This window comes from Pseudomonas sp. 008 (assembly GCF_016861935.1).
In the GTDB taxonomy this organism is placed as follows: Bacteria; Pseudomonadota; Gammaproteobacteria; order Pseudomonadales; family Pseudomonadaceae; genus Aquipseudomonas.
Genome location: NZ_BOMA01000001.1, coordinates 418972 through 439461, shown reverse-complemented (window position 1 = coordinate 439461; position 20490 = coordinate 418972). Strand labels below are relative to the sequence as shown.

16 protein-coding genes are annotated in these 20490 nt (G+C 62.1%); 14 read left to right on the top strand and 2 right to left on the bottom strand.

What is annotated here, in order from left to right:
- Nucleotides 1-461: 461 nt before the first annotated feature.
- The 12 genes from JUI81_RS01885 (at nucleotide 462) to JUI81_RS01830 (ending at nucleotide 14623) form a co-directional block, all read left to right on the top strand.
- Nucleotides 462-1130 (top strand): haloacid dehalogenase type II, encoded by a 669-nt coding sequence (locus JUI81_RS01885; protein WP_028940564.1) that lies wholly within the window; start codon nucleotides 462-464, stop codon nucleotides 1128-1130.
- Nucleotides 1131-1172: 42 nt separating this feature from the next.
- A complete protein-coding gene (locus JUI81_RS01880; protein WP_028940565.1) occupies nucleotides 1173-2447 on the top strand; it encodes an FAD-binding oxidoreductase in 1275 nt (424 codons plus the stop codon).
- A 94-nt stretch (nucleotides 2448-2541) separates the two neighbouring features.
- Complete coding sequence (locus JUI81_RS01875; RefSeq protein WP_204123547.1) at nucleotides 2542-4179, top strand: ABC transporter substrate-binding protein; 1638 nt, start codon at nucleotides 2542-2544, stop codon at nucleotides 4177-4179.
- 47 nt (nucleotides 4180-4226) lie between these two features.
- On the top strand, nucleotides 4227-5183 hold the full coding sequence (locus JUI81_RS01870; RefSeq protein ID WP_204123546.1) for an ABC transporter permease: 957 nt from the start codon (nucleotides 4227-4229) through the stop codon (nucleotides 5181-5183).
- On the top strand, nucleotides 5180-6055 hold the full coding sequence (locus JUI81_RS01865) for an ABC transporter permease (protein WP_019578991.1): 876 nt from the start codon (nucleotides 5180-5182) through the stop codon (nucleotides 6053-6055). The genes JUI81_RS01870 and JUI81_RS01865 overlap by 4 nt, the downstream gene beginning before the upstream one ends.
- A gap of 1 nt (nucleotide 6056) precedes the next feature.
- Nucleotides 6057-7898 (top strand): ABC transporter ATP-binding protein, encoded by a 1842-nt coding sequence (locus tag JUI81_RS01860; RefSeq protein ID WP_204123545.1) that lies wholly within the window; start codon nucleotides 6057-6059, stop codon nucleotides 7896-7898.
- Nucleotides 7895-8203: a (2Fe-2S)-binding protein gene (locus JUI81_RS01855; protein WP_018925981.1), complete on the top strand. Its 309-nt coding sequence runs from the start codon at nucleotides 7895-7897 to the stop codon at nucleotides 8201-8203. Before JUI81_RS01860 ends, JUI81_RS01855 begins: the two co-directional genes overlap by 4 nt.
- Nucleotides 8185-9576, top strand: a complete 1392-nt coding sequence (locus JUI81_RS01850) for an NAD(P)/FAD-dependent oxidoreductase (RefSeq protein ID WP_204123544.1) — start codon at nucleotides 8185-8187, stop codon at nucleotides 9574-9576. Before JUI81_RS01855 ends, JUI81_RS01850 begins: the two co-directional genes overlap by 19 nt.
- Nucleotides 9573-10742, top strand: a complete 1170-nt coding sequence (locus JUI81_RS01845; protein ID WP_204123543.1) for an FAD-binding oxidoreductase — start codon at nucleotides 9573-9575, stop codon at nucleotides 10740-10742. The genes JUI81_RS01850 and JUI81_RS01845 overlap by 4 nt, the downstream gene beginning before the upstream one ends.
- Nucleotides 10739-11896: an acetylornithine deacetylase gene (argE, locus tag JUI81_RS01840; protein WP_204123542.1), complete on the top strand. Its 1158-nt coding sequence runs from the start codon at nucleotides 10739-10741 to the stop codon at nucleotides 11894-11896. Before JUI81_RS01845 ends, argE begins: the two co-directional genes overlap by 4 nt.
- A gap of 149 nt (nucleotides 11897-12045) precedes the next feature.
- Entirely contained in the window at nucleotides 12046-13503 is a 1458-nt protein-coding gene (locus tag JUI81_RS01835; RefSeq protein ID WP_019578986.1) for an NAD-dependent succinate-semialdehyde dehydrogenase, read from the top strand.
- Nucleotides 13504-13543: 40 nt separating this feature from the next.
- Nucleotides 13544-14623, top strand: a complete 1080-nt coding sequence (locus JUI81_RS01830; protein WP_019578985.1) for a tartrate dehydrogenase — start codon at nucleotides 13544-13546, stop codon at nucleotides 14621-14623.
- Between the two features lie 180 nt (nucleotides 14624-14803).
- On the opposite strand, the gene JUI81_RS01825 is transcribed toward JUI81_RS01830, so the two are convergent.
- Nucleotides 14804-15028 (bottom strand): YgdI/YgdR family lipoprotein, encoded by a 225-nt coding sequence (locus JUI81_RS01825; protein WP_019578984.1) that lies wholly within the window; start codon nucleotides 15026-15028, stop codon nucleotides 14804-14806.
- 207 nt (nucleotides 15029-15235) lie between these two features.
- Between JUI81_RS01825 and JUI81_RS01820 the strand changes: the two genes are divergently transcribed.
- Complete coding sequence (locus JUI81_RS01820; protein ID WP_204123541.1) at nucleotides 15236-16903, top strand: VRR-NUC domain-containing protein; 1668 nt, start codon at nucleotides 15236-15238, stop codon at nucleotides 16901-16903.
- Entirely contained in the window at nucleotides 16900-19191 is a 2292-nt protein-coding gene (locus tag JUI81_RS01815) for an ATP-dependent DNA helicase (protein WP_019578982.1), read from the top strand. Before JUI81_RS01820 ends, JUI81_RS01815 begins: the two co-directional genes overlap by 4 nt.
- Before the next feature lie 2 nt (nucleotides 19192-19193).
- Here the strand turns inward: JUI81_RS01815 and JUI81_RS01810 are convergent, their stop codons facing one another.
- Nucleotides 19194-20348 carry a MalY/PatB family protein gene (locus JUI81_RS01810; RefSeq protein WP_204123540.1) on the bottom strand — a complete coding sequence of 385 codons (1155 nt, stop codon included), beginning with the start codon at nucleotides 20346-20348 and terminating at the stop codon, nucleotides 19194-19196.
- Nucleotides 20349-20490 lie beyond the last annotated feature (142 nt).

The window sequence follows — 20490 nt, the reverse complement described above, 5'->3', positions numbered from 1 at the left end:
AAACCCGATTTGCAAGGTTTTCATGACACACCGCAATAGCTGATTTCACGACGGCTTCGCCGCCGAACGCAGCCTCGCAGGCTCGGCAGCTGCTACACCGGGTAGTCATCAAGAGAAGGTTCAAACCGCACCCAAACGGGCGCTTCCTCAGGGAAGCGCCCGTTTTCGTTCAGCCCGGCGCAGGTTCTGCCGTGAATGGGGGCGTTCGTCAGGCTCGCATAGTCATGAGGGTCCATAAGAGCGCATAAATACGGGGTTTGCCCAAGGCTGGAGCGAGCCGCAAAGTCTGCTGAGGGGGCAGGCTAAAACGGTGGTTTGTATCAAGCAGAGGTCGCTTTTAACGCCATCTGCTGATTTCACGGTGTTGTAATGACGGTGTGCTGCAGCGTTGCATCGCCGCTCCCGAAACGCAGCGAATACCTGTCGCGCCATGACCTCAACGAACTTCAGGACCGCACTCAATGAGCTTTCTACGCCCCAAATTCATTACGTTCGACTGCTACGGTACGCTGACCAATTTCCACATGGGCACGATGACTCGCGAACTGTTCGCCGACCGCGTGGTGCCCGAGCAGATGGATCAATTCGTCAAGGATTTTTCCGCCTATCGCCTGGATCAGGTCATGGGTGACTGGCGGCCTTATGATGAGATTCTCAAGACCGCACTGGCACGGGTCTGCAAGCGTTGGGGTGTCGAATACCGTGGCGAAGGCCAGCTGTATTACGACGCCGTGCCGACCTGGGGCCCGCACCCGGACGTGCCGGCCGGCCTGTCGAAAATCGCCGACAAGATTCCCCTGGTGATTTTCTCCAACGCCAGCAACAGCCAGATCATGTCCAACGTCGACAAGCTCGGCGCACCGTTTCACAAGGTCTTCACCGCCGAACAGGCCCAGGCCTACAAGCCGCGCCTGGCGGCGTTCGAGTACATGCTCGACAACCTCAACTGCGGCCCGGAAGACATCTTGCATGTGTCTTCCAGTTTCCGTTACGACCTGATGCCGGCCCACGACATGAAGATCAAGAACAAGGCCTTCGTCGCCCGTGGTCACGAGGTTCCGGGCAATGCGTTCTACGGCTACCAGCAGATCACCGACATCGGTGGACTGGCGGCGCTGGTCGGTCTCTGAGTTGAACGGTAACGGCGCTCTTCACGGAATAAGGGGTTAGACATGGGCAGTGAATCCTACTGGCTCGACACCGCACCGGCCTTTTCCGGTGCTCAGCTCGGCGCATTGCCCGGGCAGGTCGACGTGGCCATCGTCGGTGGCGGTTTCACCGGCCTGGCGGCGGCTCGCGCGCTGGCCTTGAAGGGCGCCAGTGTGGTGGTGCTGGAAGCCGGGAGAGTGATCGGCGAAGCCTCCGGGCGCAACGGCGGCCAGTGCAACACCGGCGTTGCCCAGGACTATGCCGGGCTGAGTGCCAGCCTCGGTGCCGACAAGGCGCGGGCCTATTACCAGGCCTATGAAAGCGCGGTACAGAGCGTTGTGTCCCTGGTGGAGCAGGAGCAGATCGCCTGCGACCTCAAGCGCAACGGCAAGCTCAAACTGGCGGCCAAACCGCTGCACTACGAAGGCCTGGCGCGCACTTGCGAATTGATTCGCAAGGAAGTCGATGCCGAGGTCGAGTTGCTGAACGCCGAACAGACCCGCGCCGAAGTGAGTTCGGCCCAGTTCCATGGCGGCTTGCTGCAGCGCAACGGCGTGCAGATGCACGTCGGGCGCTTCGGCGTCGGTCTGGCCGAGGCCGCTGCACGTCATGGCGCGCTGATCTATCAAGGTACACCGGTGACGGACTGGAAGGCCCAGGCCGGCGGTTATCGGGTCAACACCGCCAAGGGTTCTTTGCACGCCGGGCAAGTATTGCTGGCGACCGGCGCTTGTCAGCACGGTGGCCTGGGCTGGTATCGGCGGCGGATCGTGCCAGTCGGCAGTTTCGTGATCGCCACTGAGGTGCTGCCGCAGTTCCTCATCGATCAGTTGCTGCCCGGTCGGCGTGCCTATGTCACCAGTCGCATGATCGGTAACTACTTTCGCCTGACCCCGGACAACCGCTTGCTGTTCGGCGGCCGTGCGCGGTTTGCCATGTCCGACAGCGTGTCCGATGCCAAGAGCGGCAAGGTGCTGCAAGCGGCGATGGTGCAGATGTTCCCGCAGTTGGCCAAGGTGAAAATCGACTACTGCTGGGGCGGGCTGGTGGACATGACCTCCGACCGCTTGCCTCGCGCCGGTCAGCACGGCGGGGTTTATCACTCCATGGGCTACAGCGGCCATGGCGTGCAGATGTCGGTGCACATGGGCCAGGTGATGGCCGAGGTGATGGCCGGCAAAGTCGAGGCCAATCCCTGGCGCGAACTCGACTGGCCGGCGATTCCCGGGCATTTCGGCAAGCCGTGGTTCTTGCCGTTCGTAGGCGCTTACTACCGCCTCCAGGACTATTTGCATTGAGTTGATGTTGTGGCGTCACCGTCGTTTGCGTTTCCAGGACGCTCCGGACATCTGGGGCACTCGAATCTTCTGATTTTCGACAGGTACAACTGATATGACTGACAACAAGATCGACTCGAAACTGATTTCCGGCCAGGACAGCCTGCGGGTATTCGAAGGCCTCAACCGTGGCATGTCGCGCCGCCACGCCTTGCAAATGCTCGGCGTGGCGGGTGTTGCCGCAGCGGGTGCCGGCAGCCTGTTCGGCGCCGCCGGCAAACTGTTCGCCGAAGAAGCGGCAACCCCGGGCAAAGGCAAGCCGGGCGGGCGGATTCGCGTCGCCGGCATGTCCAGTTCCACCGCCGACACCCTGGACCCGGCCAAGGGCGCGCTGTCTACCGACTACGTGCGTCACTTCATGTTCTACAACGGCCTGACCCGTTTCGACAGCCACCTGGTGCCGCAACTGGAGCTGGCCGAGCGCATCGATAACACCGATGCGACGCTGTGGATCATCACCCTGCGCAAGGATGTGACCTTCCACAACGGCAAGACCCTGAGCGCCGCCGACGTGGTGTTCTCGCTGTCGCGCCACAAAGACCCGCTGACCGGTTCCAAGGTCATGCCGCTGATGGCGCAGTTCGAAGAGATCAAGGCCACCGGCACCCACGAAGTGCAGATCCGCCTCAGCGCGCCGAACGCCGAGCTGCCGTCGATCCTCGCCGTGTCGCACTTGTTGATCGTTCCCGAAGGCACCACCGACTTCAACCAGGGCATCGGCACCGGGCCGTTCACGGTCAAGGAATTCAAACCGGGCGTGCGCTCGATTGCCGCGCGCAACACCGGCTACTGGAAACCGGGCCTGCCGTACCTGGACGAGATCGAATTCATCGCGATTGCCGACGAACCGTCACGCGTCAACGCGCTGCTGTCGGGCGACGTGCACATGATCAACGAGGTCAACCCGCGCTCGACCACACGGATCAAGGCCAGCGCCAAACACCGGGTCGTCGATGCGCCGTCGGGCAACTACACCGACTTGATCATCCGTCAGGACCAGTTGCCGGGTAAAAGCGCCGAATTCACTCAGGCGATGAAGTATTTGCTGGACCGTGAACAAGTGAAATCCGCGGTGTTCCGTGGCTTTGCCGTCGTCGGTAACGACCATCCGATTTCCCCTGGCTCGCGCTACTACAACGCCGACCTGCCGCAGCGGGCCTACGACCCGGAAAAAGCCAAATTCCTGCTGAAGAAGGCCGGCATGGAAAGCATCAGCATGCCGCTGGTGGCATCGCCTGCCGCAACCGGTTCGGTGGACATCGCCGTGCTGTTGCAGCAATCGGCGAAACAGGCCGGGCTCAAGCTCGACGTCAACCGCCTGCCCAGCGACGGCTACTGGTCCAACCACTGGATGAAGCACCCGCTGAGCTTCGGCAACATCAACCCACGGCCGAACGCCGACGTGATGTTCTCGCAGTTCTTCCAGTCCAGCGCGCCATGGAACGAATCGGGCTGGAAGAACGATCAGTTCGACCAACTGCTGATGCTCGCCCGCGGTGAAACCGACGACGCCAAGCGCGGCAAGATGTACGGCGACATGCAGGCCCTGGTGCATGAACACAGTGGCATCGGCGTGCCGGTGTTCATCAGCAACATCGACGGTGTCGATCAGCGCATCAAGGGTTACGGCAGCAACCCCCTCGGCGGTTTCATGGGCTACATGTTCGCCGAACAGGTCTGGCTCGATGCCTGATCGGCCGCACACGGGCGTAAGCGGGGCTATTGCATGAGGGTAGGGCGATGAATAGCAACACACTGTGGTTGATCGGCCGGCGCCTGGGCGCGGCGATTGTGACTTTGTTGATCGTGTCTATGGTCGTGTTTGCGATCACGGCGGTATTGCCGGGGGACGCGGCGCAACAGGCACTCGGGCAATTCGCCACGCCGGAACAGGTGGCGGCCTTGCGCCTGAAACTGGGGCTGGATCAACCCGGTGTGGTGCGTTACCTGCATTGGTTGATCAATCTGCTGAGCGGCGACATGGGGCAATCGGTGTCCAATGCCTTGCCGGTCAGCGAGCTGATGGCCGGGCGGGTGCCCAACACACTGATGCTGGCGGCCGTCACGGCGCTGGTGTCGGTGCCGGTGGCGCTGATCATCGGCATCGGCTCGGCCATGGGCCGGGGCGGGCGCATGGACAGTGTCCTCAGCTTCATCACCCTGGCCCTGGTCGCCGTGCCGGAGTTTCTGGTGGCGACCCTGGCGGTGCTGATCTTTGCGGTGAACCTGGGCTGGCTGTCGGCGCTGTCCTATGCCAGCGACATCACCTCACCCTGGCAATTCATGCGCACCTACGCCTTGCCGGTGATGACCCTGTGCTGCGTGATTGTCGCGCAAATGGCGCGCATGACCCGGGCGGCGGTGATCGATCAGCTCGACAGCGCCTATGTGGAAATGGCCCGGCTCAAGGGCGTGAGCCCGGTGCGGATCGTGTTGCGCCATGCCTTGCCCAACGCCATCGGGCCGATTGCCAATGCCATCGCCCTGAGCCTGTCGTACCTGCTGGGCGGGGTGGTGATCGTCGAGACGATCTTCAACTACCCCGGCATCGCCAGCCTGATGGTCGATGCCGTGACCAACCGTGACATGGCGCTGGTTCAGGCCTGCACCATGCTGTTTTGTACGGCGTACCTGGGGTTGGTGCTGATTGCCGACCTGTGCGCGATTCTTTCCAATCCGAGGCTGAGAAACCAATGAACGATCTCATGGCGAAATCGGCGCCTGCAGGGCCCGAGCTGGCATTGGGCAAGGTCGCCCATGGACCGTCGTGGCTTGGCCTGGTCGGGGCGGCGATGTGTGTGATCTGGCTGCTGGTGGCGATCTTCGGTCCGTGGCTGGCGCCGCACCCGGTGGGTGAAGTGGTCTCCGATAACGTGTTCGACAGCCTCAGCGTGGCTTACCCGTTGGGCACCGATTACCTGGGCCGCGACATGCTCAGCCGCATTCTCGTCGGCGCGCGGTTCACCGTGGGCCTGGCGCTGATTTCAGCGGTGTTGGCCAGCACGCTGGGGACCGGATGTGCGCTGCTGTCGGTGGTGTCGCCGAAATGGCTGGACGAAGTGATCAGCCGTTTGATGGATGCCTTTATCTCCATCCCGAGCAAGATGCTGGCGTTGATCATGGTCTCGGCGTTCGGTTCTTCGGTGCTGTTGCTGATCTGCACCGCAGTCTTGAGTTTCACCCCTGGCGCGTTCCGCATCGCCCGCAGCATGGCGGTGAACATCGAAGCGCTGGAATACGTGCAAGTGGCCCGCACCCGTGGCGAGCGTCGGTTGTACATCGCCTGCGTGGAAATCCTGCCGAACATGCTCAACCCGGTGCTGACCGATCTGGGGCTGCGCTTCGGCTTCATCGTGCTGCTGCTCAGTGGCATGAGCTTCCTCGGCCTCGGCGTGCAACCGCCGGATGCCGACCTCGGTTCGCTGGTGCGCGAGAACATCGGCGGCCTCAATCAGGGCGCGCCGGCCATCGTGATTCCGGCGCTGGCCATCGGCACCCTGACCATCGGCGTGAATCTGTTCATCGACCGACTGTCGTCACGGCGTAGTCGACGTACGGGAGGTCATTGAAATGAGTGATTTGATTCGAGTCGAAGACCTGCGCGTGGTCGCTTGCGGCGAGCGTGGCGAGGTGGAAATCGTCAAGGGCGTGAGCTTCTCCCTGGCCAAAGGTGAAGTGCTGGCGTTGATCGGTGAGTCCGGCTCCGGCAAGACCACCATCGCCCTGGCGCTGCTCGGCTATGCCCGACGCGGTTGTCGATTGGCGTCCGGCGTGGTGCAAGTCGGCGAGCACGACATGCTGGCGTTGAGTGAAAGCGAACTGCAAGGCCTGCGCGGCAATCGGGTGTCGTACATTGCCCAGAGCGCCGCCGCTGCGTTCAACCCGGCGAAAAAACTGATCGATCAAGTGGTGGAGGGCGCATTGATTCACGGCCTGGGTAGCCGGGCCGTGCTGGAAGCCAAAGCCATCGAACTGTTCCGCGATCTGGCCTTGCCGGACCCCGATCACATTGGTCAGCGTTACCCGCACCAAGTATCCGGCGGGCAGTTGCAACGGGTAATGGCGGCCATGGCGCTGATCAGCGATCCGCTGCTGGTGGTGCTCGACGAGCCGACCACCGCCCTCGACGTGACGACGCAGATCGACGTGCTGCGCGCTTTCAAGCGGGTGGTGCGCGAGCGAGGCGCGACGGCGGTCTATGTATCCCATGATTTGGCGGTCGTAGCGCAAATGGCCGATCAGATTGTGGTGCTCAACGGTGGACAGATTTTCGAGCAGAGCGCCACCGCGCCGCTGCTCAAGGCCCCGGCCCACGAATACACCCGCAGCCTGCTGCTGGCGGCCCGCCCGGACACGACGATCCGCCCACCTTGTGGCATCGCTGAAGAAACACCGCTGCTGACCATCCAGGGGCTGACCGCCGGTTACGGCAACAAGAACCTGCAAGGCATGCCGTCGATTCGCGTGCTCGAAGACATCGACCTGACCGTACGCCGGGGCCAGGCCATCGGTGTGATCGGTGAGTCGGGCTCCGGCAAGTCGACCCTGGCGCGGGTGGTGGCCGGGTTGCTGACGCCGGCCTTGGGCGGCCTGACCTTCGATGGCCAGCCACTGGGCGGTAGCCTGTCCGAGCGCACCGATGAGCAGTTCCGCCGGATTCAGATGGTGTTCCAGAATGCCGACACTGCACTCAACCCGATGCACAGCGTCAGCACTATTCTGAGCCGTCCGCTGAAAATGTACTTCGGCCTCAAGGGCGCCGCGCTGCGCGAGCGTATCGGCGAACTGCTGGACCTGGTGCGCTTGCCGCGCGCCATGGCCGAACGCCGTCCGAATGAACTCTCCGGCGGGCAAAAGCAGCGGGTCAACCTGGCCCGAGCCCTGGCAGCCAAACCGGACCTGATCCTCTGCGACGAGGTGACCTCGGCGCTGGACACCGTGGTCGGCGCGGCGATTCTCGAACTGCTGCGCGACCTGCGTCAGCAACTGGGCGTGTCCTACCTGTTCATCAGCCATGACATTTCCACGGTGCGCGCGCTGTGCGACGACATTGTGGTGATGTACAGCGGCCACAAGGTTCAGGCCGGCAGCCGGCAGTCGTTTGCCCAGGCACCGTTCCATCCTTACACCGACCTGTTGATCCATTCGGTGCCGGAACTGCGTCAGGGCTGGCTGGAAAACTGCGGCACCACCTGCGGCACGCTGCCGCCGATTGGCGCCAAGGCCAATGTGCCAGAGCTGTGCACCTTTCTCAGTCGCTGCCCGGTGCGGGTCGACGGTCTGTGCAATCGCACCGCGCCGAACCGGCGGATCATCGACGGCGGTAGCGAAATTCTTTGTCATCACGACAGTGCCGAGTTGCTGAAAACACAGCAGGGTTTATCCACCATGAGCCTGGGAGCTTATGCATGAAAGGGCGTTTTGTGAGGCTGGCCGAGCAGGGCCGGCCGACCGTCAAGCTGACGGTGGACGGTTCGCCCATTGAGGCGTTGCAGGGCGACACATTAATGGTCGCGTTGCTGACCCAGGGCTCGGCGCTGCGCCAATCGGAATTCGACTCGGGCCGCCGCGCCGGTTTCTGCCTGATGGGCGCCTGCCAGGATTGTTGGGTCTGGACCCGCAGTGGCGAGCGTTTGCGCGCCTGTTCCAATGAAGTCCGCGAAGGGCTGGACATCGTCACCACACAACCGGAGGCAATATGGCCACTGCACGGCTGAGCGCTCAACGAGTGGTTATTGTCGGCGCCGGGCCGGCCGGCATTCGCTGTGCCGAAACGCTGCTGGCGGCTGGCTTGAAACCGATCCTGATCGATGAGAATCGCCGGGATGGCGGGCAGATCTACCGGCGCCAGCCCGAAGGTTTTACCCGGGACTACGCCACCTTGTATGGCACCGAAGCGGCCAAGGCCAAGAATCTGCACCAGAGTTTCGACCGATTGCGCGGGCAAATCGACTACCGCCCCGACACGCTGGTGTGGAACCTGACGCCGGGGCAATTGTGCTGCGTCAGCCAGGGCAAGCACTCGACGGTGGATTACGATGCGCTGATCCTCTGCACCGGCGCCACCGACCGCTTGATGCCGATCGAAGGCTGGCAGTTGGCAGGCACCTACAGCCTTGGCGGGGCGCAAATCGCGCTCAAGTCCCAGGCGGTTTCCATCGGCCACCGCGTGGTGTTCATGGGCAGCGGGCCGTTGCTGTATCTGGTCGCCAGCCAATACGTTAAAGCAGGCGCGAATGTGGCGGCGGTGCTCGACACTTCGCCGTTGATCAAACGCATGGGCGCCTTGCCGAAATTGCTGGCTCGGCCTGGCGTGCTGTTCACCGGATTGAAACTACTGGCGCAGTTGTACCGGGCAAAAATCCCGGTGCACTTGGGGATCAACCCTCTGCAAGTGCTGGGTGACGCCGCCAGTGGGGTCAGTGGTGTACGGATCAGCACGGCGAAAGGCGAAACCCTGACGGTCGATTGCGACGCCGTGGCCCTGGGTTATCACTTGCGCCCGGAAACCCAACTGGCCGATCTGGCCGGTTGTCGCATGCGCTTCGATGAGGCCTCCAGCCAGTGGTGGCTGGCCGTCGATGAAGAGGGCCGCACCTCGGTCAACGGTGTGTATGCCGCCGGGGACGGCTCAAAGATTCGCGGGGCCGATGCCGCCGAACATGCCGGGCGCTTGGTGGCGATGGCGTTGCTGGAGGATCTGCAGCAACCGGTGAACGCCGGTTTGCGCGACGAACAACGCCACGCGCTGGCGGTGATGGATGAGTTTCGCCTCGGCCTGGCCCAGGCGTTTCCCTGGCCGGCGGCGCAAGCCAAAGCCTTGCCGGACTCAGCCATCGTCTGTCGCTGCGAGATGATCAGCGCCGGCGAGTTGCGCCGTACCGTGAGCGAGAAGGGGGCCTGTGAAGTCAATCGGGCCAAGGCCTTCAGCCGGGTCGGCATGGGCCGCTGCCAGGGGCGTTATTGCTCCCAGGCCGGGGCCGAAGTGATCGCGGCGGCGGCAGGCGTCAGTGTGCAACAGGTCGGTCGGCAGCGTGGACAGGCGCCGGTCAAACCCCTTTCGATGCTCACCGAGGAGGTGTCGCCATGACACTACACAAAGCCGATGTAGTGATTGTCGGCGGCGGCCTGATGGGCTCGGCGGCGGCGTTTTTCCTGCGCCAGCGCGGGCAGTCGGTGATTCTGCTGGAGCGCGACCAGATTGGTCAGTACGCCAGCGGCGTCAATTTCGGCAACGTCCGGCGTCAGGGGCGCTTCCTCGGTCAACTGGAATTGGCCAACCGTTCCTGGGCGCTGTGGAAACGCTTGCCAGAGCTGATCGATGACGACCTCGAATTCATTGCCAGCGGGCACATGCGCGTGTGTTACCGCGAGGATGAGATCCCGGAGCTGGAAGCCTACGCGGCGGCGCCCGAGGCGGCGCAACTGGACTTGAAAATCTATCGTGGCGCCGAACTGCACCAGCGCTTTCCGTTCCTCGGGCCGGACGTGAAGGGCGGCTCTTACGCGCCCCACGACGGCCACGCCAACCCGCGTCTGGCAGCCCCGGCATTTGCCCGGGCGGCACGCCGCCTCGGGGCGCGGATCGAGGAACAGACTGAAGTCGCCGAGGTGCAGAAAACTGCCGGCGAGTTCACGGTGACCACCACCGACGGCCGCCAGTTCGGCGCCGAGCGCTTGCTGATCACCGCCGGCGCCTGGGGCCAGAAACTCTCGGCGCAGTTCGGCGAACCGGTGCCGCTGGATACCAACGGCCCACAAATGGCCGTGACCGAACCGGTGCCGTACGCCTTGCCAACGGTGATCGGCGTGTACACCAAGATCCCCGAAGAAGTGATCTACTTCCGCCAGATCCCGCGCGGCAACATCATCATCGGTGGCGGCTACCGCAGCAAACCGGACATGCTCAACCGCCGCGCCTATGTCGAGCCGCGCAGCATTCTCAATCAGATGGACCAGATGCGTCGCCTGCTGCCGGGCGTCGGCAACCTGAACATCATCCGCGTGTGGAGCGGCATTGAAGGCTACTTGCCCGATTCCCTGCCGGTGATGGGCCCCAGCGGCAACGTTGACGGTTTGTACTATGCGTTCGGCTTCTGCGGTCATGGCTTCCAGCTCGGCCCAGGCGTCGGCGACGTGATGGCCGAACTGATCAGCACCGGCAGCACCAGCACTTCGATTGAGCCGTTCTCGATCCGCCGGTTCACCCCTTCAGCCGAGCAACGGACAACTGAGCAAAGGAGCAGGGCCTCATGAAACCCCGTGTACTGGATATTCTCAAACGCCTGATGGCCTTCGACACCGTGTCTTCGGAGTCGAACATGGCCCTGATCGAGTACGTACGCGACTTGCTGCTGACCAAGGGCATCGAGTCACTGATCGTCAAGGACGAAACGGGTAAAAAGGCCAACCTGTTCGCCAGCACCGGCCCTAAAGAGTTACCGGGCATTCTGTTGTCCGGCCACACCGACGTAGTGCCGGCGGCAGGCCAGGCCTGGACCTTGCCGGCGTTTGAGGCGACGGTGCAGGACGGGCGGATTTACGGGCGCGGCAGTTGCGACATGAAGGGGTTTATCGCGTTGGCCATCGACGCCATGCTCGATGCCGCCGACCATTCGTTGAGCCGACCGCTGCAAATCGCCTTGTCCCATGACGAAGAAACCGGCTGCGTCGGTGTACGACGTTTACTCGACGTGCTGCACCTGGCGCCAGTGCGGCCGTTTTTGTGCCTGATCGGTGAGCCGACCAACATGCAGTTCGTGCTGGGGCACAAGGGCAAGGGGTCTTACCGCACTTACTGCCGTGGCCTGGAAGCGCATTCCTCGTTGGCGCCGCGTTCGGTCAATGCGATTCACGTGGCCTGCGATTTCATCGCGGCTCTGCGTCAGAGCCAGCAGCAACTGCAAGAGCAGGGCGCGCAGGATGCCGATTACGACGTGCCTTACAGCACCGTGCACGTCGGGCAGATTGTCGGCGGCAAGGCGCTGAACATCGTGCCGAACCTGTGCACCCTGGATTTCGAGGTACGTAACTTGCCGGCGGACGATCTGGATCAGTTCCTGGAGCAGATGCGCGAGCGTGCAGAAGCGATCGTGCGCGAGGCGAAAAAGCTGTCCAGCGTGGCAGACATCGAGATCGAAACCCTCAACGTCTATCCGGGCCTCGATACCCACCCGAGCGTTGAAGCGGTGCGCTTCCTGAAAAACTTCGCCGCGCCGGACACCGGCACCGCCAAAGTCTCGTTCGGCACCGAGGGCGGGTTGTTCAAGCAGCGTCTGGATGTACCGGTAGTAGTCTGCGGCCCGGGCTCGATCGAACAGGCGCACAAGCCGGACGAGTTCATCGAGATCAGCCAGATGCAGGCTGGGGAGCGGTTTCTGGAGGGATTGCTGGGCTCCCTGAAACTTTGAGATCGTCAAGATCTTTTGATTTCTGCTTTTCGGTAGAGCCTGCCGTCCCACCGCGAATTTCAGCATCCAACACTGCCCATCAAACGCTTTCAGCATCCTTATCCGTGGCACCTCCCTAGACTGGAAATGTCTCGGATCAGGACTCGACCATGCTCAAGAATCGTTTGAAAGACCCCAGCCTTCTGGCAGAACTCGCTTATGTGGACGGGCAGTGGATCGGCGCCGATAACGCCGCGACCCTGGACGTCATCGACCCGGCCACCGGCCAGTTGCTTGCCCGGGTGCCGGCCATGCAGGGCGCAGAAACCCGACGCGCCATCGAAGCCGCCGAGCGGGCCTGGCCGGCGTGGCGCGCACGGCCTGCGGCAGAACGGGCGGCGCTGTTGGAGCGCTGGTACCAGGCGATGATCGACAACCTCGACGACCTCGCCTTGATCATGACCTGCGAGCAGGGCAAACCGCTGAACGAAGCCAAGGGTGAAATCCGCTACGGTGCCGGGTTCGTCAAATGGTTCGCCGAAGAGGCCCGCCGGGTTTATGGCGAAACCATGCCGGCCCCCAGCGGCGACCGCCGCCTGTTGACCCTCAAGCAACCGGTCGGCGTGTGTGCCGCGATCACCCCCTGGAATTTCCCCAACGCGATGATCACCCGCAAGTGCGCGCCGGCCCTGGCCGCCGGGTGCCCGATCATCGTCAAACCCTCGGACCTGACCCCGCTGTCGGCCCTGGCCCTGGCGGTACTCGCCGAACGCGTCGGCATTCCGGCCGGGGTGTTCAACGTGCTGACCGGCATGCCCGCTGGCATCGGCGAAGAACTGACCGGCAACCCAACGGTGCGCAAGATCTCCTTCACCGGCTCCACTGCGGTCGGTCGACTGCTGATGCGCCAGAGTGCCGAACACATCAAGCGCTTGAGCCTGGAACTGGGCGGCAACGCGCCGTTCATTGTGTTCGACGATGCCGACCTGGAGCAGGCGGTAACCGGGATCATGCTCAGCAAATTCCGCAACGCCGGGCAGACCTGCGTCTGTGCCAACCGCATTCTGGTGCAGGATGGCATCTACGAACGCTTCGCCCAGCGACTGGTGGAGGAGGTGGGCAAACTCAAGGTCGGCAATGGTCTGGACGCCGACGTGACCATCGGCCCGCTGATCAACCCGGCGGCGGTGAGCAAGGTCGCGCGGCACATCGACGATGCCCTGAGCCAGGGTGCGCGTTTGCTCTGTGGCGGCATTCCCGAGGGCGACAACCAGTTCGTTCAGCCGACCGTCCTTGGCGACACCCACGCCGGCATGCTGCTGGCCAACGAAGAAACCTTCGGCCCGGTGGCGCCGTTGATGCGGTTTACCTCTGAGGCCGAAGCGCTGGCCTTGGCCAATGCCACGCCTTTTGGTCTGGGGGCCTACTATTTCACTCAGGATTTACGCCGTTCCTGGCGGTTCGGCGAGGCGCTGGAGTTCGGCATGGTCGGCCTCAACACCGGGCTCATTTCCATGGAAGTCGCGCCGTTCGGCGGCATCAAGCAGTCTGGGCTGGGTCGTGAAGGCAGCAAGTACGGGCTGGATGAATACCTTGAAGTCAAAGCTTTCCATATCGGTGGGCTGTAACCCGGCAACGATTGCACAGCCATTTTGCGAGGCATGATTGATGAGTAAACCATTCAGAATCGCCGCGATTGCCGGCGATGGCATCGGCAAGGAAGTCCTGCCGGAAGGGTTGCGGGTACTGGAGCAAGCCGCGAAGAAGTGGCAGTTGGAGCTGAGCATCGAAGTGCTCGACTGGGCTCACTGCGATTACTACCTGGAACACGGGCAAATGATGCCCGACGATTGGTTCGACCAGCTCAAGGGGTTCGATGCGATCTACTTTGGCGCCGTCGGCTGGCCGGACAAGGTGCCGGACCACATTTCTTTGTGGGGCTCACTGCTGAAGTTTCGTCGCGACTTCGACCAATACGTGAACATTCGCCCGGTACGTCTGTTTCCCGGCGTGCCGTGCCCGCTGGCCGGGCGCAAACCGGGGGACATCGATTTCGTAGTGATCCGCGAGAACACCGAGGGCGAGTATTCCTCGGTCGGCGGCAAGATGTTCGAAGGCACCGAACATGAGTTCGTGCTGCAAGAGTCGGTGTTCACCCGACGCGGCGTGGACCGGATTCTCAAGTTCGCCTTCGACCTGGCCCAGACCCGACCGCGCAAACGCCTGACGGCGGCAACCAAGTCCAACGGGATTTCCATCAGCATGCCGTACTGGGACGAACGCACGGCATTGATGGCCGCGCAGTACCCGGACATCACTTGGGACAAACAGCACATCGACATCCTGTGCGCGCGTTTTGTACTGCAACCGGACCGGTTCGATGTAGTGGTGGCGTCGAACCTGTTCGGCGACATTCTGTCCGACCTGGGACCTGCCTGCGCCGGCACCATCGGCATTGCGCCGTCGGCCAACCTCGATCCCGAGCGGCGTTTTCCATCGCTGTTCGAACCGGTGCACGGTTCGGCCCCGGACATCTACGGGCGCAACATCGCCAACCCGATCGCGATGATCTGGTCCGGCGCGTTAATGCTGGATTTTCTGGGCAACGGCGATGAGCGCTATCGCGCTGCGCACGACGGGATTCTGCAGGCGATCGAACGGGTGATTGCCGAGGGACCGATCACCCCGGACCTGGGCGGGAAGGGCTCGACTCAGGAGGTCGGCAAGGCGATCGCGCAAGCGCTTTAAAGCCTGCGACGCACTCCTTGTGTAGCAGCTGTCGAGCCTGCGAGACTGCGTTCGGCTGCGCAGCAGTCGTGAGATCAGGCACTGCGGTGTTTCAGCTAAACCGTGGGCAGGATTTACGACGACTTCGTCGCCGATCGCAGCCTCGCAGGCTCGACAGCTGCTACGGCCGAACGCAAGGGATCAGTCTTCCTTGCGAATCGTGGCCACGTCATCGGCGCGGACTTTCACTTTCGCCCCGGAAATATCTTCGAACTCGAAGAAGCCATCCTTGCCCTTGGTGTTCGGCATGTCCTTGGTCAAATACTGGGTGCCGTTCTGCAGGGTCACGACTGTTGGCGTCGAGCAACCGGTCAGGGCCAGAAAGGCCGCTACCGCCAGGGGCAAACCCAGAGTCTTGATATTCATACACACCTCCATCACTCAATAAAAACAATGCGAACGCCTCATTCGAGATCAATCCTCACTGTGCTTCTAACGCGGTTGGTGCGATGGAATGGCAGAAAGTTCGATGGTCACCCGAAAATTGCCCGATAGCGTCGCCACTTATCCTTTTCCGTTTGCACCGGGTGGGGCATAGCTGGTATCTGTACGCATAACCAGTATTCGCTTGCCATGGCCCGATTGCCCGTGATTGTAAATCCGCTCGATGACCCGTTCTATTACTTGAACAACTTCATGCAAGTGCTTGATTGGCTTGAGCATCGTTATGCCGATGTACTCAGCATCGAAGAGCAGGATTTCATCCGCGACTTCAATCGACTGCCCCGCGAGTCCCAGGCTTTGTTGGTCAGATTGGTGATGCGCAAGGGCGTGCATTTCAGGGTCGGCAAACTGAGTTACGTCGAAATCGGCGACATCGCCAGCGCCGCTAAGCCGCTACTGGCCCTGGGCTGGATCGACGAGCAGTTGCCGCTGCCTGTCGAGGAGGTGTTCGAGGTGCTGCTCAAGGCCGAGATTCTCCAGTGTTTTGGCGATGCCATCGATCAACCGAAAGGCAAAAAGAGCGATTGGCTGCCGGCCCTGAGCGAGCAGTTTCCTGAAGAGCAAAGTTTTGCCCAGTGGTGCCCGGCACTGGATGACCGGCTGTTCAGCCTGACCGTCATGGGCCTGTGCGATCGGTTGCGCCTGATGTTCTTCGGCAATCTTTACCAGGATTGGTCGGAATTCGTTCTGGCTGACCTGGGCATCTACACCTACGAAAAAGTCGAGTTTTGCGCCGAATCCCGAGGCTTGCGCAGTCGCGAAGACGTCGACGCCTGCCTGTTCCTGCACAGCTGTCAGCAGCATTTTGAGGCCGGTGAAGAGGTGGCGGTGGTTGTCGAGCAGATCAACGGGCTGGAACTCGCCAATCCCTGGCTGCAAAGGCGTCGGGCCAAGCTGTTGTTCCAGATCGCTCAACACTGCGAGCGCATGGCGGATTTTTCCACCGCCCTGGGCCTCTACCGCGATTGCGCCTATCCCGGCGCACGCCTGCGGCTGATTCGCGTGCTGGAGCGCTGTGGTGAATTTCAACTGGCCATGGATTTGGCGAGCCACGCCGAGCAAACCCCGGAAAGCGCCACCGAACATCAGCATTTATTGCGTGTGTTGCCCAGGCTGCGGCGCAAACTGGGCGGGCCGCCGATCAAGCGGCCAGCCCCGCGGGCCATGCAGCGTCTGGACCTGCAATTGCCCAGGCACGACCCGGCATTGTCGGTGGAGTATTACGTTCAGGCGCATCTGGCGGACGAGTCGGCACCGGTGCATTACGTCGAGAACAGCCTGATCAACTCGCTGTTCGGGTTGCTGTGCTGGCCGGCGATCTTCGCCCCGTTGCCGGGGGCATTTTTTCACCCATTCCAGCGCGGGCCGGTGGACCTGCACAACGAAGACTTTCATGCGCGGCGCGCGGAGCTGTTCCAGGCCTGCCTCGCCGAACTCGATGACGGGCGTTACGCCCAGACCATCCGCGAGCGTTACAGCGCCAAGTGGGGCGTGCAGTCGCCGTTCGTATTCTGGGGCGCGCTGAGCGAGGAACTGCTGGAGCAGGCGCTCGACTGTCTGCCCGCCGAACACCTCAAGCACTGGTTCAATCGACTGCTGCTCGACATCAAGGCCAACCGCGCCGGCATGCCGGACTTGATCCAGTTCTGGCCGCAACACAAGACCTACCGAATGATCGAAGTCAAAGGCCCCGGCGATCGCCTGCAAGACAACCAATTGCGGTGGCTGGAGTTCTGTCACGAGCACCAGATGCCGATTGCCGTTTGCTACGTGCAATGGGTGGAGCAGGGCGCTTGAGCTACAGCATCGCGGTGCGGGCGTTGTGTGAATTCACCGCCAAGGTCGGCGACCTCGACCTGCGCTTCACCCCGTCGCCAACCGCGCTGGAAGGCATTGTCGGCCATCGCACCGTGGCGTCACGACGCAGCGAGGGTTACCAGAACGAGGTCACACTTGAGGGCCAGTATCGAACCTTGAGCGTGAAAGGCCGGGCGGACGGCTACGATCCGGGGCAAAACTGCCTCGAAGAAATCAAAACCTACCGGGGCGACCTGAGCAAGCAACCGGCCAACCACCGGCAGTTACACTGGGCGCAGGCGAAAGTCTATGGCTGGTTGATGTGTCAGAAACTGGATTTGGCGCAGATCGACCTGGCTCTGGTGTACTTCGACATCGTCAGCGAGAAGGAAACCTGTCTGGTCGAGACCTTCAGCGCCGCCGACTTGCAGCTGTTCTTCGAGCACCACTGCGGGTTGTTCCTGCACTGGGCCGAGCAGGAAATGGCCCATCGCGAAGGGCGCAATCTGGCGGCTCAACAGCTGAGCTTTCCCCATGCCGATTTTCGCCCCGGCCAACGGCATCTGGCCGAATCGGTGTTCAAGGCGGTCAGCACCGGCCGCTGTCTGATGGCCCAGGCACCGACCGGTATCGGCAAGACGATTGGCACGCTGTTCCCGATGCTCAAGGCCCTGGCGCCGCAGCAACTGGACAAGGTGTTTTTCCTCACGGCGAAAACCCCGGGGCGCAAATTGGCGCTGGACGCCGCTCAGGTGATCCTCGACAGCGCCGATGCGCAGCCGTTGCGAGTCCTCGAGATGATCGCCCGGGACAAGGCTTGCGAGCACCCGGACAAGGCCTGTCATGGCGAATCCTGCCCGTTGGCGCAGGGTTTTTATGATCGTCTGCCGGACGCGCGTCAGGCCGCCAGTCAATTGAGCCTGTTGAACCAGAGTGCCTTGCGTGAGGTTGCCCTGCAGCACGAGGTTTGTCCTTATTACTTGAGCCAGGAAATGGCCCGCTGGGCGGACGTGGTGGTCGCCGACTACAACTACTACTTCGACTTCAGCGCGTTGCTGTTCGGGCTGGCCCAGGCCAATAACTGGAACGTCGCGGTGCTGGTGGACGAGGCCCACAACCTGGTGGAGCGCGGCCGGCAGATGTACAGCGCCAGTCTCGACCAGGCGACTTTGAACGGCGTACGAAAAACCGCGCCCGAGTCGTTAAAGAGATCCTTGCAGCGAGTCAATCGTGAATGGAATGCCTTGCACGATCAGCAACTCGGCCCCTATCAGGCCTACGACAAAGCCCCGGAAAAACTGCTTCAGGCCTTGTCCTTGTGTTGCGCGAGCATCGGCGACTACCTGAATGATCACCCTCAGGGCCTGGACAGCGGGTTGCAGAATTTTTACTTCGACATGCTGCAATTCGGCCGCGTGGCTGAACTGTTCGACGAGCATTTCCTGTTCGACATCAGCAAGCGTGACCTCGAGCGCAAGCGCAATCTGTCGCAGCTGTGCCTGCGCAATGTGGTACCCGCCGGTTTCATCCGCCCGCGCCTGACCGCAGCGCGCAGCACGGTGCTGTTTTCCGCGACCTTGAGCCCTCGGCATTACTACGCCGACCTGCTGGGCACCCCGGCGAACACGGTTTGGATCGATGTAGAATCGCCATTTCACGCCGATCAGCTGCAAGTGCACATCGTCAGCCAGATCTCCACGCGGTTCGTCCACCGTCAAGCGTCCCTTGCGCCCATCGTCGAGCTGATCGCCAAACAGTTCAGCCAACGCCCCGGCAACTACCTGGCGTTTTTCAGCAGTTTCGATTATTTGCAGCAAGTGGCGCAGTTGCTGGCCGAGCGGTATCCGCAGATCACGCTGTGGTCGCAGTCCCGGGGTATGGGGGAAGCGCAGCGTCAGGACTTTCTCGACCAGTTCACCGCCGACGGGCAGGGCATCGGGTTTGCAGTGCTGGGTGGCGCGTTCGGTGAAGGCATCGATTTGCCCGGCGCCCGATTGATTGGCGCCTTCATCGCCACCCTGGGGCTCGCGCAACTCAATCCGGTCAACGAGCAACTGAAACAGCGCATGGCGGCGATTTTCGGTGCCGGTTATGACTACACCTACCTGTTTCCAGGTGTGCAGAAAGTGGTGCAGGCGGCAGGAAGGGTGATCCGTACGCGGGAGGATCAAGGGGTGGTGATGCTGATCGACGACCGGTTTGGCGAGAGTAAGGTCAAGCAATTACTGCCGCGCTGGTGGGCGGTCGAGAAGGCACACAAACCCCCTTGTGGGAGCGAGCCCGAGTAGAGTCAGGCCTTGCGGTTACGCAAACTACGCTCCATCCGCGCAATCCCTTCTTCCAGCAACGCCCGTGGGCAGCCGAAGTTCAGGCGCACGAATTGCTGGGCGTGATCGCCGAAATCCAGCCCGGCGCTCAGCCCGACTTTGGCCTGTTCGAGGAAGAACTGCTGCGGGTTGTCCAGCCCCAGTGCTGTGCAATCAAGCCACGCCAGATAGGTGCCCTGAGGAACGCTCATGGTCACACCCGGCAGCCGCGTGCGAACTGCCTCCACCAGATAGTCCCGATTGCTTTGCAGGTAGGCCATGAGTTCGGTCAGCCAGGGGCGGCCTTCGCTGTAGGCGACGCGGGTGGCTTCCAGGCCCAGCGGGTTGACGCTGTCGACCATGCCGCAGCGGGCATGGTTGACTCGATGGAGCAGCGCTGCGTCTTGAATGATCATGAACGCAGTCTTCAGGCCAGCGATGTTGTAGGCCTTGCTGGCTGACATCAGAGTGATGGTGCGCTTAGCGATCTGCGGGCTGAGCGAGGCGGTCGGAATGTGCACGCGCCCGTCGAAGCACAGCTCGGAGTGGATCTCGTCGGAGATGATCCAGGCATCCTGTTCCAGGCAGATGTCGGCAACCGCTTGCAGTTCTTCCCGGGGGAAGACCTTGCCCAGCGGGTTATGTGGGTTGCTCAGCAACAGCGCGCCGCCTCCTTGCAGTGCCTGGCGCAAGGCATCGAGTGGCGTGGCGTACGTGCCATCGGCCAGCGCGTTGAAGTCCAGTTCGACCTTGTTCAGCTGCCAGTGGCCCGGCGCATGGCGCAACGGCGGGTAGTTGGGTGTTTGCACGACCACGTTTTGTTGCGGCTGAACCAGTGCATGCAGGGCCATGTTGAAGCCTGATTCGATACCCGGCAGGAACACCAGTTCCTGGGGCTGCACACGCCAAGCGTACTTGTCCCACAGGTCGGCGACGATGGCGTCACGCAAGTCATCCTGGGCCACGCTGTAACCGAGCATCGGGTGTTCCAGGCGTTTCTGCATGGCCTGAATGATCGCCGGCGGTGCGGCGAAGTCCATGTCGGCGACCCACATCGGCAATACATCGGCCGGGTAACGGCTCCATTTGGTACTGCCGGTGCCATGGCGGTCGAACACCTGATCAAAATCGAAAGTCATGCTCAGTCTCATAAAAGGCAGAGGGGGGTAATCCGGCGGCCATGATAAGCGCCAACCTTCACCGCTGGCGAGTTGTGCAACAGAGCATGACCGGCAAGCCGCCGACGGTCGGTTTTCAGACCGCGCAGCACAACATTGTCTA

Coding starts and splice junctions, on each gene's coding strand:
- JUI81_RS01825 (WP_019578984.1), bottom strand. CDS start 15,028: ATGAATATCAAGACTCTGGGTTTGCCCCTGGCGGTAGCGGCCTTTCTG.
- JUI81_RS01845 (WP_204123543.1), top strand. CDS start 9,573: ATGACACTACACAAAGCCGATGTAGTGATTGTCGGCGGCGGCCTGATG.
- argE (WP_204123542.1), top strand. CDS start 10,739: ATGAAACCCCGTGTACTGGATATTCTCAAACGCCTGATGGCCTTCGAC.
- JUI81_RS01835 (WP_019578986.1), top strand. CDS start 12,046: ATGCTCAAGAATCGTTTGAAAGACCCCAGCCTTCTGGCAGAACTCGCT.
- JUI81_RS01880 (WP_028940565.1), top strand. CDS start 1,173: ATGGGCAGTGAATCCTACTGGCTCGACACCGCACCGGCCTTTTCCGGT.
- JUI81_RS01850 (WP_204123544.1), top strand. CDS start 8,185: ATGGCCACTGCACGGCTGAGCGCTCAACGAGTGGTTATTGTCGGCGCC.
- JUI81_RS01885 (WP_028940564.1), top strand. CDS start 462: ATGAGCTTTCTACGCCCCAAATTCATTACGTTCGACTGCTACGGTACG.
- JUI81_RS01820 (WP_204123541.1), top strand. CDS start 15,236: ATGGCCCGATTGCCCGTGATTGTAAATCCGCTCGATGACCCGTTCTAT.
- JUI81_RS01830 (WP_019578985.1), top strand. CDS start 13,544: ATGAGTAAACCATTCAGAATCGCCGCGATTGCCGGCGATGGCATCGGC.
- JUI81_RS01860 (WP_204123545.1), top strand. CDS start 6,057: ATGAGTGATTTGATTCGAGTCGAAGACCTGCGCGTGGTCGCTTGCGGC.
- JUI81_RS01810 (WP_204123540.1), bottom strand. CDS start 20,348: ATGACTTTCGATTTTGATCAGGTGTTCGACCGCCATGGCACCGGCAGT.
- JUI81_RS01865 (WP_019578991.1), top strand. CDS start 5,180: ATGAACGATCTCATGGCGAAATCGGCGCCTGCAGGGCCCGAGCTGGCA.
- JUI81_RS01855 (WP_018925981.1), top strand. CDS start 7,895: ATGAAAGGGCGTTTTGTGAGGCTGGCCGAGCAGGGCCGGCCGACCGTC.
- JUI81_RS01870 (WP_204123546.1), top strand. CDS start 4,227: ATGAATAGCAACACACTGTGGTTGATCGGCCGGCGCCTGGGCGCGGCG.
- JUI81_RS01875 (WP_204123547.1), top strand. CDS start 2,542: ATGACTGACAACAAGATCGACTCGAAACTGATTTCCGGCCAGGACAGC.